Origin of the sequence: Shinella sp., from assembly GCF_052438155.1 — a bacterium.
Classification (GTDB): Bacteria; Pseudomonadota; Alphaproteobacteria; order Rhizobiales; family Rhizobiaceae; genus Shinella.
The window spans coordinates 513,521-525,706 of record NZ_JBQVPI010000001.1 but is presented as its reverse complement, the minus strand read 5'-3'; the positions used below and the strand labels follow the sequence as shown (position 1 = coordinate 525,706).

General features: G+C 62.8%; 12 protein-coding genes and 1 riboswitch. Of the genes, 10 read left to right on the top strand and 2 right to left on the bottom strand.

Annotated features, from left to right (window positions below):
- Positions 1-79 precede the first annotated feature (79 nt).
- Positions 80-838, bottom strand: a complete 759-nt coding sequence (locus tag ACT6VE_RS02450) for an N-formylglutamate amidohydrolase (RefSeq protein WP_444797030.1) — start codon at positions 836-838, stop codon at positions 80-82.
- Between the two features lie 190 nt (positions 839-1,028).
- Between ACT6VE_RS02450 and ACT6VE_RS02445 the strand changes: the two genes are divergently transcribed.
- The 6 genes from ACT6VE_RS02445 to ACT6VE_RS02420 all read left to right on the top strand — a co-directional run bounded on the left by ACT6VE_RS02445 (position 1,029) and on the right by ACT6VE_RS02420 (position 6,845).
- On the top strand, positions 1,029-1,907 hold the full coding sequence (locus ACT6VE_RS02445) for a MurR/RpiR family transcriptional regulator (protein WP_444797438.1): 879 nt from the start codon (positions 1,029-1,031) through the stop codon (positions 1,905-1,907).
- A gap of 103 nt (positions 1,908-2,010) precedes the next feature.
- The gene (locus tag ACT6VE_RS02440) at positions 2,011-3,114 is read left to right on the top strand and encodes an ABC transporter substrate-binding protein (protein ID WP_444797029.1); all 1,104 of its coding nucleotides are present in this window, start codon (positions 2,011-2,013) and stop codon (positions 3,112-3,114) included.
- A 144-nt stretch (positions 3,115-3,258) separates the two neighbouring features.
- On the top strand, positions 3,259-4,149 hold the full coding sequence (locus ACT6VE_RS02435; RefSeq protein WP_444797028.1) for an ABC transporter permease: 891 nt from the start codon (positions 3,259-3,261) through the stop codon (positions 4,147-4,149).
- Positions 4,146-4,928: an ABC transporter permease gene (locus ACT6VE_RS02430; RefSeq protein WP_444797027.1), complete on the top strand. Its 783-nt coding sequence runs from the start codon at positions 4,146-4,148 to the stop codon at positions 4,926-4,928. The genes ACT6VE_RS02435 and ACT6VE_RS02430 overlap by 4 nt, the downstream gene beginning before the upstream one ends.
- A 9-nt stretch (positions 4,929-4,937) precedes the next feature.
- Complete coding sequence (locus tag ACT6VE_RS02425; RefSeq protein WP_444797026.1) at positions 4,938-5,999, top strand: ABC transporter ATP-binding protein; 1,062 nt, start codon at positions 4,938-4,940, stop codon at positions 5,997-5,999.
- A 110-nt stretch (positions 6,000-6,109) separates the two neighbouring features.
- Positions 6,110-6,274: riboswitch (FMN riboswitch) on the top strand.
- 94 nt (positions 6,275-6,368) lie between these two features.
- Complete coding sequence (locus ACT6VE_RS02420) at positions 6,369-6,845, top strand: 6,7-dimethyl-8-ribityllumazine synthase (protein WP_444797025.1); 477 nt, start codon at positions 6,369-6,371, stop codon at positions 6,843-6,845.
- 97 nt (positions 6,846-6,942) lie between these two features.
- Here ACT6VE_RS02420 and ACT6VE_RS02415 read toward each other — a convergent pair whose 3' ends face one another.
- Complete coding sequence (locus ACT6VE_RS02415) at positions 6,943-7,740, bottom strand: helix-turn-helix transcriptional regulator (protein ID WP_444797024.1); 798 nt, start codon at positions 7,738-7,740, stop codon at positions 6,943-6,945.
- Positions 7,741-7,937: 197 nt separating this feature from the next.
- On the opposite strand from ACT6VE_RS02415, the gene ACT6VE_RS02410 reads away from it, so the two are divergent.
- The 4 genes from ACT6VE_RS02410 (at position 7,938) to ACT6VE_RS02395 (ending at position 12,183) form a co-directional block, all read left to right on the top strand.
- Positions 7,938-9,014, top strand: a complete 1,077-nt coding sequence (locus tag ACT6VE_RS02410) for an ABC transporter ATP-binding protein (RefSeq protein ID WP_444797023.1) — start codon at positions 7,938-7,940, stop codon at positions 9,012-9,014.
- A gap of 38 nt (positions 9,015-9,052) precedes the next feature.
- Entirely contained in the window at positions 9,053-10,216 is a 1,164-nt protein-coding gene (locus ACT6VE_RS02405) for a polyamine ABC transporter substrate-binding protein (protein ID WP_444797022.1), read from the top strand.
- Positions 10,217-10,492: 276 nt separating this feature from the next.
- Positions 10,493-11,359: an ABC transporter permease gene (locus ACT6VE_RS02400; protein ID WP_444797021.1), complete on the top strand. Its 867-nt coding sequence runs from the start codon at positions 10,493-10,495 to the stop codon at positions 11,357-11,359.
- The gene (locus ACT6VE_RS02395) at positions 11,359-12,183 is read left to right on the top strand and encodes an ABC transporter permease (RefSeq protein WP_444797020.1); all 825 of its coding nucleotides are present in this window, start codon (positions 11,359-11,361) and stop codon (positions 12,181-12,183) included. The genes ACT6VE_RS02400 and ACT6VE_RS02395 overlap by 1 nt, the downstream gene beginning before the upstream one ends.
- Positions 12,184-12,186 lie beyond the last annotated feature (3 nt).

Below are 12,186 nucleotides of genomic sequence, written 5' to 3'. Positions count from 1 at the left end.
AGGCCCGCCTGTGTCTGAGGCCCACGAAATGCGTGGGATATGCGCCGCGGCCATGCCGCTCCCCGGGTCTTTTTCTTGATTATGCGGCAGGAAGGCTCTCGATGAGCAACCCCGCCAGATAGTCGGCCACGACCCTCTGGTCGACTTCATCTCGAATGAGGTCGTTGCGGACCTCGATCATCACGTTGAGCAGGCCGTTGGCAAGGCCGTGCTCCTTCAGCGTATGCGTCACGCCGTCCTCCGGCCCATAGGGCTCGTTGCGGCGGATATTGTAGAGACCGCCGGTGCCGGCGGCGGCAAGCATCGCATCGGCAAGACGCGTATCAGCATCATGCAGGACACCAATCTCGACGGCCCGCTGCTTGCCGAAATAAATCGGTGTAAAACTGTGCATGGTCACGATCACCGGCGCCCTCCCCTCCGCTATGCCGTCCTTCACCAGGCGGGAAAGTTTTTCGCGGAACGGCTGGTAGAGCGCCTCGGTGCGGGCGTCGCGCGACGCCTGATCAAGGCCGACATTGCCGGAAACATCGAATATCTCACTCTTCTCCGGCATGGCAGCCGGCGATTCCGGCGGGCGATTGCAATCATAGACGAGACGCGAAAAGCGCTGGAAAATCAGCGTCGCATCAAGGCTCTTCGCCATGAGGCGCGACACGGCGAGTGCACCCGGATCCCAGGCGATATGGCTCGCCAGCGCTTCTTCGGACAAGCCGAGCGTGCCGAGCGATTTGGGCAGAAGGCGCGATGCATGCTCGCAGACAAGAATGACCCGGCCACGCGCAGACGCATTTTCAAGGGCGACGGGGTCGCCCTCATCTCCAGTCAGAATTCCCATGAGCCTGATCCCCTCGACCGGCTTTTGTCATTACTGAAAAGAATTCTTCACAGTTCGGCCGCTGTCAACGGGGGAATGAAAAAATCTCTTCAAAAAAACATTTGACTCGAATTGTGACAGCGCGTTTTATTTCCAAAACCCCGGCGAAGACCGGGTGCAGGGGAACAAGTTGACTCTCAACCAAGCATCCATGACGGTGTCGGATGTGATCACTGCCCATTTCGACACGCTGACGCGCGCCGAAAGGCAGCTGGCCGCTTCGCTGCTCGACAACTACCCCGTATCCGGTCTCGGCAGCATCACCACTGTCGCGGAGAACGCTGGCGTATCGACGCCGACCGTTGCGCGCATGGTTCAGAAGCTCGGCTTTCGCGGCTTTCCGGATTTTCAGGCCCGCCTGCACCACGAGCTGGAAGCCACCCTTTCAAACCCGATCACCAAGCACGATCGCTGGGCCGCCAAGGCGCCGGGCACGCATATCCTGAACCGCTTCGCCGACGCGATCATGACCAACCTGCGCCAGACGCTTTCGCAGATGGAAACCGCCGAATTCGACAGCGCCGCCACGCTTCTCGCTGACCGCCAGCGCAGCATCTACATCATCGGCGGCCGCATCACGAAGGCGCTTGCCGACTATCTCTTCACGCATCTCCAGGTCATCCGCCCGAACGTCACGCAGATCGCGTCCAATCCCAGCTCCTGGCCGCACTACGTGCTGAACATGAAGGCTGGCGACGTTCTGGTGATCTTCGACATCCGCCGCTACGAGCAGGAAATGGAGACGCTTGGCCGGGTGGCGCGCGAGCGCGGCGTGGAAATCGTGCTCTTCACCGACCAATGGGCCTCGCCCGTGGCCAAAGCGGCTGCGAAGGTTTTCCGGGTCCATATCGAGGCGCCGTCAGCATGGGACTCGTCCGTCGTGACGCTATTCATCGTCGAGGCGCTGATCGAAGCGGTGCAGAGTTCGGGCTGGGAAGAAACCAGCGGCCGAATGAAGACGCTGGAGGGCCTCTTCGAGGCCAGCCGGCTTTTCCGCAAGCCCCGGCCGGAGGTGCCCGGCAAATCCTGACAGGCATACGAAAAAACCGAAACAAAACTGTCACATAACCTTCATCTGCCACCAGTATCAGCTTCGCCGAAGTTGACTGACACACCAAAGGAGAACACCCGTGATGTCACAAACGAAACGTCTGCTTTCGCTCTCCACTGCCCTGGCGATCGCGCTTCCGTCGCTCGCCCTCGCCGAGCCGAGCGCCGAGCTCATCGAAGCCGCGAAGAAGGAAGGCATGCTGACGACGATCGCGCTGCCGCACGACTGGTGCGGTTACGGTGACGTCATCGCCTCCTTCAAGGCCAAGTACCCGGAAATCCAGGTCAACGAACTGAACCCCGATGCCGGTTCGGCCGATGAAGTCGAAGCGATCAAGGCCAACAAGGACAACAAGGGCCCGCAGTCGCCCGACGTGATCGACGTCGGCCTCGCCTTCGGTCCGCAGGCAAAGGCCGAAGGCCTGCTGCAGCCCTACAAGGTCTCCACCTGGGACGAAATCCCGGACAGCATCAAGGATGCCGAAGGCTTCTGGTACGGCGACTATTACGGCGTGATGTCGTTCCTCGTGAACAAGGACCTCGTCGCCAACACCCCGAAGGACTGGGCTGACCTCCTGAAGCCGGAATATGCCGGTCAGGTCGCTCTCGCTGGTGACCCGCGCGCCTCCAACCAGGCGATTCTCGGCGTTCTCGCCGCTGGTCTTTCCAAGGATGCCAAGTCCGGCAAGGAAGCCGGCGAAGCTGGTCTTGCTTACTTCGCCGAACTGAACAAGGCCGGCAACTTCGTTCCGGTCATCGGCAAGTCCGGCACGCTGGCACAGGGCTCCACCCCGATCATCGTCGCCTGGGACTACAATGCTCTCGGCTGGGCGAAGACGCTCAACGGCAACCCGCCGACGGAAGTCGTCGTTCCGGAGAAGGGCGTTCTCGCCGGCGTCTACGTTCAGGGTATCTCGGCCTATGCGCCGCACCCGAACGCTGCCAAGCTGTGGATGGAGCACCTCTACTCCGACGACGGTCAGCTCGGCTGGCTGAAGGGCTATTGCCACCCGGCTCGCTTCAACGCCATGGTCAAGGCCGGCAAGGTTCCGCAGGACCTGATCGACGCCCTGCCGCCGGCAGCATCCTATGAAAAGGCCTACTTCCCGACGCTCGAGGAAGTAGATGCCAACAAGGCTGCTGTCACCGGCGCCTGGGATTCCGTCGTCGGCGCGAACGTCCAGTAAACGACATCCCTCGTCGCCCCGGCCAACAAGCCGGGGCGACGACTGCGGGAACCAAGCACATTCAAAGTGCTACAGCTCTCTCTGCGCATCAGGAACGACGCGCAGAGAGAGCTGTAGTTACGGCAACCCCATAAGGCTCTCTTGATGTCTTCAGACAGCTCAGCCGCGACACCTCAAACGCGAGCGCCCTTCCGCTTCCCGCTGCATTGGCTGGGCGCGGCGCCGTTCGCGATCTTCGTCCTGTTATTCCTGATCATGCCGACGATGCGCATCGTCATCGGCGCCTTTCAGACACCCGACGGAAGCTTCACCCTGGACAACATCCGGGGCCTGTTCACCACGTCCATCCTTTCGGCCTACTGGATCTCCATCAAGATCAGCATCGCCTCCGCGCTGCTCGGCTGCCTGATCGGCTTTTCCGTCGCCGCCGCCGCGGTGCTCGGCGGCCTGCCGAGATGGATCCGCGGCCCGCTGCTCACCTTCTCGGGCGTCGCCTCCAATTTCGCCGGCGTGCCGCTCGCCTTCGCGTTTCTCGCGACGCTCGGCCCGGTCGGTCTCCTTACGGTGTTCCTGAAGACCCAGATCGGCATCGACCTGCGCGCGCTCGGCTTCAACATCCTCTCCTTCTGGGGCCTGACGGTCACCTATCTGTTCTTCCAGATCCCGCTGATGATCCTCATCATCACGCCGGCTCTCGATGGCCTGAAGCGCGAGTGGCGGGAAGCCGCCCAGATTCTTGGCGCGACCAATACCCAGTACTGGCGCATGGTCGCATTCCCGATCCTGCTGCCCTCCTTCCTTGGCACGCTGGCGCTGCTCTTCGCCAATGCCTTCGGCGCCGTTGCGACGGCGATCGCGTTGACCGGCTCCTCGCTCAACATCGTGCCGATCCTGCTCTTCGCACAGATCCGCGGCGACGTGCTCGGCAATCCGCATCTTGGTTATGCGCTGGCCTTCGGCATGATCGTCGTCACCGGCATCGCCAACACGATCTACATCTGGCTTCGCGCCCGCAGCGAAAGGTGGCTGAAATGAAGAAGTTCTGGGCCTGGGGCGCCCTCATCTTCGGGCTGCTCTATTTCATCCTGCCGCTGCTCGGCATGACCAATTTTTCCTTGAAGATGCGTCGCGGCGTCTATTCGCTCGACGCTTATGCCGTGGTTCTCAACGACCCTCGCTTCCAGGAAACCTTCACCTATTCCATCCTGATGGCGCTCGCGACGATCATCTTCGGCGTGCTGATGGTGGTGCCCACCGCCTACTGGGTGCGCCTGAAACTACCGGGCCTTCGCCCCTATATCGAGTTCATCACGCTGCTGCCGCTCGTCATCCCGGCCATCGTCATCGTCTTCGGCTATATCCGGCTCTACAACACGTCGAGCTGGCTGCCGCTGACCGGCTCGATCACCGGAACGAACATCCTCCTGATGTTCGGTTACGCCACGCTGTCGCTGCCCTACATGTATCGCTCGGTCGATACCGGGCTGCGCTCCATCGATATTGCCACGCTCACCGAAGCGGCGCAGAGCCTGGGTGCCGGCTGGATGACGATTCTCGCAAAAATCATCCTCCCGAACGTGCTGATCGCGGTTCTGTCCGGCGCCTTCCTGACCTTCGCCATCGTCATCGGCGAGTTCACCATGGCCGCCTTGCTCAACCGTCCCGCCTTCGGACCCTACATGCAGCTGCTTGGCGCCAACCGTGCCTATGAACCCGCAGCGCTCGCAGTGATGTCATTCGCCTTGACCTGGGGCTGCCTCGGCTTGATCCAGCTTGTTTCCCGTTTCCAGAAGGGCGCGCAAAGCGCCGCCTAAGGATCTTTCATGAGCTTTCTCACCCTCACTAGCCTCCAGAAGTCCTTTGGCCCCGTGCAGGTCGTCAAGGACTTCAACATGTCGATCGAAAAGGGCGAGTTCGTCTCGTTCCTCGGGCCATCGGGCTGTGGCAAGACCACCGTGCTGCGCATGATCGCCGGCTTTGAAACGCCCTCGGGCGGCGGCATCACCATCGACGGCAAGAGCCAGGTAAACCTGCGCCCGAACCAGCGGAACATCGGCATGGTCTTCCAGGCCTATGCGCTTTTCCCCAACATGAACGTCGCGGAAAACGTCGCCTTCGGCCTCAAGGTCGCCGGCCGGCCGAAGGCCGAGATCGACGCCCGTGTGAAGGAAATGCTCGGCCTCATCAAGCTCGATCATCTCGCCGACCGCTACCCCTACCAGATGTCCGGCGGCCAGCAGCAGCGTGTGGCGCTCGCCCGTGCACTCGCCCCGAAGCCGCAGGTGCTGCTGCTCGACGAACCGCTGTCGGCCCTCGACGCCAAGATCCGCGTATCGCTGCGCGAAGAAATCCGCATGATCCAGCAGCAGCTCGGCATCACCACGGTCTTCGTCACGCACGACCAGGAAGAGGCGCTGTCGATCTCCGACCGCATCGTCGTGATGAACGCCGGCAAGGCCGACCAGATCGGCAAGCCGGCCGACATCTACAACCGCCCGGCCACCCGCTTCGTCGCGAACTTCGTCGGTACGCTGAACCTCATCGAGGCCAAGGTCGTCGATCCCGCAACGAACCGCATCACGATCGGCGACCAGGGTGTGACGTTGCGCGAGCCACTCGGCGCCCTGAAAGCCGGCGACACGGTCTCGCTGGCGCTACGCCCGGAAGCCGGCTCGACGGCACCCGACGCCAAGGGCGACACGGCGCTGACCGGCGAGGTCACCTCCTCCAACTTCCTCGGTTCGGTCATTCGCACCCGCATGAAGGTGGGCGATGCCATCATCTCCTTCGACATGTTCAACAGCCCCGGCCTCGTGCCGCCGGCGGTCGGCGAGACGTCGACGCTGCGATTCACGGCAGGCGACCTGCTGATCATCCGCGACTGAGACAGCGGTTTCATTCCAGGCCTTGCAAAAGGCTTGGAAAAATCTGTCGTGAATTGCGTGTTTTCCGTCGCCTGCGGATTTGATCTTGGCGCGATGGCCGGCTAGTCTTCCATCGTTCTCAGGGCGGGGTGAAACTCCCCACCGGCGGTATCGGCCATTCTTCCCGACAGGAAGCATTCCGGAGCCCGCGAGCGCCTTCCGCCAAAACGGAAGGGTCAGCAGATCCGGTGCAATGCCGGAGCCGACGGTCATAGTCCGGATGGAAGAGAGCAAGCATGAGGCACCCGCCGCAAGGTGGGTCAGCGTGCCTCATGCGTGTTCGCCCAAGGGGATCATTGAAAAATGGCTCAACCCTTGAAAGGCCTAGACATGAATGCGAATGCCACCCCCTCCTCCCGGATCGCCGTCATCCGTGCCCGCTGGCACGCCGGCATCGTCGACCAGGCGGTCAACTCCTTCGTTGCCGAATGGGCAGCGCTTGGCGGCCGTGCCGAAGATGTCGACGTGATCGACGTACCGGGCGCGCTGGAAATCCCGCTGCACGCCCAGCTTCTTGCAAAGACCGGCCGCTACTCCGCCATCCTCGGCGTCGCGCTCGTCGTCGACGGCGGCATCTACCGCCATGATTTCGTCGCCGGCAGCGTAGTCGATGCCATCTTGCGCGTCGGCCTCGACACCAACGTTCCGGTGCTCTCCGCCGTGCTGACCCCGCACAATTTCCAGGAATCGGAAGCCCACATCGCGTTTTTCCGCGAGCACTTCGTCCTCAAGGGCAAGGAAGCCGCCAACGCCGCCCGCCAGATCATCGACGCCCGCGCGCAGGTCGCGCTCGCAGCGGTCGCTTGAATCAACATCTCAACGACCAGAATCAATCCGACAGGATGAGATCGCAAGCCGTTGAAAAGACTCAAGGGAGCCCGGCAGCAATGCCGGGCTTTCGCTTTTAAGGTTGCAGGTTCTTCAGATAGATCGACAGCAACTGGATCTGCGAGGAAATCCCGAGTTTGCGGTAGACGTTGCGGCGGTGGACCTTCACCGTACCGGTAGAGATATCGAGCTTGAGCCCGATTGATTCCGACGAATGCCCTTGCAGAACCAGTTCGATGATCGAGGCCTCGCGGTCCGTGAGATTGAGCCTGCGCCAGACGCGGTCCGCCGCGCTCACCGGCTCGCTGCGTCGCCCACGCCCCTGCCCCGTATCCGCAAAGCGCCCGGCAAGATCACCCCAGACCCGGCGCACGAAGGCGGTAGCGAAGGGTTCCACATCGTTGAGCAGCCCGTATTCTGCAGCCGGGAAGACGCCGGTCTTTTCCCGCCGCATCAGCGAGACGACGACCGTGACGCCATCGGCGGTCGGCACAAAGAAGCCGAGCTCTTCGGCAAGCCGGGTCTGAGAGTAGTAGGTGCGGTAGTACTCGCTGGAGAAGAAGCGATCCGGCGCCAGCTCCCGCATGCGGAAAACGCCGGCCCGGGCCGCGCGGGTCGTGTGGTAGAACGGGTCGAGCAGATAGGGGCCAGCCTGGTAGAGCGTCACGAAGATATGATGGTCATCCGCATCGAAGGTGCTGAACAGGTCGATCGGCCGGGCCTTGTCGCGATAGGCGAAGATGACCATGTCGTCGAAGCGCACGAGCGCCCGCATCATCGCCAGCAAGGTTTCGCCCGTCTTGCGATCAGGTGTCTCCGCAGCCCCCGTCCAATCGGCGAGCGTATGGAAAAGTGCCTTGAAATCGACCTGCATGGCGTTCCTGCTCCCCAGTTCCGCGCGCGGAAACCCTCTACCGCCATCGCAGGGGTATACTCCTCCCACAGCCGATTTATGGATAAAATACCTCTCTCGGGGTATATACCAACCGGCAGGCCGCTGACTAGCATTCGAGCTGACGGTGGCCATAGCGGCAGAGATCGCTGAGAGACCAACAACCGCAGGGAACAGACGTGATATCCGCCCCAACGAACGACATCGAGTTCCGTTCGGTGACCAAGCGCTATGGCGCGGTGACCGCGGTCTCCGACATCAACCTCGCCGTGCCGAAGGGCGCCTTCGTGGCCCTTCTCGGCCCGTCCGGCTGCGGCAAGACCACCTGCCTTCGAATGATCGGCGGCTTCGAGCAGCCGAGCGAGGGCGAGGTGTTGATTGCGGGCAGCGTCGTCAACGGCGTGCCGGCCTATCGACGCCCCGTCAACATGGTGTTCCAGCAATACGCGCTCTTCCCGCATTTCGATGTCGAGCAGAATGTCGCCTATGGCCTGAAGCAGCTTCGCCCGAAACTGCCGACCGCGGAAATTTCGCGCCGCGTCGGCGAGGCGCTGGAGATGGTGCGCCTCTCCGGCTTCGCCAAGCGTCGCATCCATGAAATGTCCGGCGGCCAACAGCAGCGCGTAGCGCTCGCCCGCGCCCTCGTCAACAAGCCCTCCGTGCTCCTGCTCGACGAACCGCTGGCGGCCCTCGACAAGAAGCTGCGCTCCGCGATGCAGATCGAGCTTCAAACCCTTCAACGCGACCTCGGCATCACCTTCGTGCTCGTCACCCATGACCAGGAGGAAGCCCTGTCGATGAGCGACCTCGTCTGCGTGATGAGCGCCGGCAGCATCCGCCAACTCGCCACGCCGCAGGAAGTCTACGACCGTCCGGCCGATCTCTTCGTCGCCGATTTCGTCGGCAAGACCAACCGCCTCGACGGCATGCTGGAAACCGGCGGCACCGTGCGCCTTCGCAACGGTTCGGCCCTTGTTTCCTCGCGCAGCGAGCTTGCCCCCGGCGCCGTCACCGTCGCGCTACGGCCGGAGGCAATCCGCCTGTCCCGTCAGGCCGAGGGCGCCGCACTCGAAGGCATCGTCACCCATCGCATCTTTCTCGGCTCGGCCGCCGAATATTCCGTCTCGGTCGCCGGCCTCGGCGACCTGCTGGTCACCGCCGAACGCCACAGCCAATCAGAAAACGACCTCGTCGCGCCGGGCGAGCGGGTCGCAATAAGCTTCGATCCCGGCAAAGCGCATATCTTTCCAGCCTGAGGGAAACAGGCCCGTCACAACAACAAGGGAACAGTGTGATGTCGAAATGGTTCAGAGAGAATGCCCCGATCAGTGCCCGTGAGCTGACGGAAGAATTCATGCGCCTGAAACGCGGCTCGGTCACGCGCCGCCACTTTCTTGGCGTCACTGGTCTCGGCCTTGCCGCCGCAGTCCTTGCCCGCCAGCCGGGCCTCTTCGCCTCCGAAGCCCATGCGGCCGAGGACCTCGGCTCCTCCATGTCGCTCGCCACCTGGCCGAACTACCACGACCCGGCGACCTTCGAAGCCTTCACAGCCGCAACCGGCGTGGCCGTCGAGGTCAACGTGTTCGGCTCGAACGAGGAGATGCTGGCAAAACTCCAGGCCGGCGGCACCGGCTGGGACCTTTTCGTTCCGACCAACTACACGATTTCCACCTATGTGAGCCTCGGCCTGATCGATCCGATAGACATTGCCAAGGTGCCGAATTTCGACCCGAAGACACAGAACACCCGCTTCACCAACGAGGGTACGGTCGACGGCAAGGTTTTCGCCCTGCCCAAGAACTGGGGCACGACGGGCATCGCCTTCAATTCCAACAAGATGAAGTCGAAGGTCACGAGCTGGAAGGACTTTTTCGAGCTCGCCATGACCGAGGCCGACGGCCGCGCCATGGTGCACGACTACCAGCTCACCACCATCGGCAACGCCCTCGTCTCGCTCGGCTTCTCGTTCAACTCGGTGAAGGCGGAGGAACTTGCAAAGGCTGAGGAGCTGCTGATCAAGGTTAAGCCGCACCTCTACGCCATCAACAGCGACTACCAGCCCTCCATGCGCGCCTCCGACGCGTGGATGACCATGTGCTGGACCAATGACGGCGCGCAGCTCAACCGCGACATTCCGGAAATCCAGTTCGTGCTGGGCACGGACGGCGGCGAGATCTGGTCGGACTTCTACGCGGTTCCGAAGAGCGCTGCCAACAAGCCGGCCGGCTATGCGCTGCTCAACTTCCTGATGGACCCGCAGAACGCCGTGAAGGAGCACATCGCCAACGGCGCGCCGACGACCGACAGCCGCGTAATGTCGTTGCTACCGGCGGAAGTCACCAGCAACAAGATCGTCTATCCGGACGAAGCATCCCTGACGCCGCTGGAATTCGGCGCCGCGGTGACGCTGACCGACCCGGCGCGTGCGGAGCTGATGGCGCGGTTCAAGTCGGCGTAGTCGGCGCGGACAGAGCCCCAAGCGGCGAGGCAACCGCTTATGGAATTCGAAGGGTGCTTCTTGCCCCTTCTCCCCCGCGGGGAGAAGGTCGCCGCAGCGGGATGAGGGGGGTGCGCCGGCGAAAGACGGCACGCTTGCCCCCTCATCCGACCCTTCGGGCCACCTTCTCCCCGGCGGGGAGAAGGGGAAAGTGGCAACCACATACCCGAGTGTCCTGCCGCACACGAGGAACCGGCGGCAGGCTAGCCGGATGAATACGCAACAGGACCCGAAGTTATGCCCCTGACGATGACGACGAAGAAACGGCTGGTGACGACGGCGCTGCTGGCGCCGGCGTCCCTCTGGCTGTTCGTCTTCCTCGTGCTGCCCTTCATCGCCATGGTGGTGTTTTCCGTCGGCGAGCGCGGACCTGCGGGCGGCTACCAGCCGGCCTTCACCTTCGCGCAATATGCCAACCTGCCGGCCCGCGCCGCTGCCTACTGGAACACGCTGATGCTGGCGCCGGTCGGCGCCTTCGTCTGCCTCATCGTCGCCTACCCGACGGCCTATTACCTCGCGGTCAAGGCCCCCCCGCGGTATCGCCTCCTGCTCGTCTCGCTGGTCGTCGTGCCGTTCTGGACGAGCCTGCTCGTGCGCACCTATGCCTGGATGTACATCCTCGGTTCGCGCGGCATTCCGAACCTGCTCGACATGATCGGCATCGCGGACGTCCGCCTGCTCAACACACCGGGCGCCGTGCTGCTCGGCATCGTCTACGGCTACCTGCCGCTGATGATCATGCCGATCTATGTCAGCCTCGAAAAACTGGACCTCCGGCTGCTGGAAGCCTCCGCCGATCTTGGCGCAAAACCCGTCTCGACCTTCTTCTCCGTCACCCTGCCGCTCTCGCTGCCGGGCGTCATGACGGGCGTGGCACTCGTCACCATCCTGCTGCTCGGCGAATATCTCATTCCGCAGCTCCTGGGCGGCGGAAAGGTGTTCTTCATCGGCAATGCGCTGGTCGATCTCTTCCTGCAATCGCGCAACTGGCCGTTCGGCTCGGCGATTGCCGTGACACTCGTCGCCGTGGTTGTGGTGGTGCTGATGGTCGCCATGCGCATCGCCTGGCGCATTTCCGGCACCAGACAGGTGGACCTCGTCTGATGCGCACACTGATCACCTCCGTCTACCTCTTCCTCTACGCGCCCATCGCGCTCGTCGTGCTGTTCTCCTTCAATGCGGGGCGCAATGCGAGCGAGTTCACCGGATTCTCCGTACAATGGTACGGCAAGGCACTGGCCAATCCGTTCCTCGTCACCGCGCTGCAAAACAGCCTGATCATTGCCGTCGTCAGCGCCACGCTCGCCGCTGTCTTCGGCACGATGGCAGCCCTAGGCCTCGAACGGTTGGGAAGCCGCGCCCGCGCGATCTTCGATGGCCTGCTCGCTGCCGCCATCGTCGTGCCCGGCGTGGTGATCGGCATTGCAACGCTGGTGGCGCTCGTCGCGGTCTTCGGTGTCATCAATCCGGCCATCGCCAGCCTGTGGCCCGGCGAAAGGCCGCCGCAGTTCGGCCTCGGCTACGGCTCGATCATTGCCGCACACGGCCTCTTCACCATGGCGCTCGTCACCATGATCGTGAAGGCGCGCATCGCCACGCTCGGGCGCGATATCGTCGAGGCGTCGGCCGATCTCTATGCCACGCCACTGACGACGTTTCGCCAGATCGTGCTGCCGCAGATCCTGCCCTCGGTGCTCGCCGGCTTCCTGCTCGCCTTCACCTTCTCCTTCGACGATTTCATCGTGGCCTTCTTCGTCGCGGGCTCGAAGACGACGCTGCCGATCTATGTCTTCGCCTCGATCCGCCGCGGTGTGACGCCGGAGGTCAACGCCATCGCCACCATGGTGCTGGTCGCATCGCTGCTGTTGATCGTGATTGCCCGCGTGCTGATGCGGGAAAAAACCAGAAAAACGACTGCCGGGGAGTGAGAC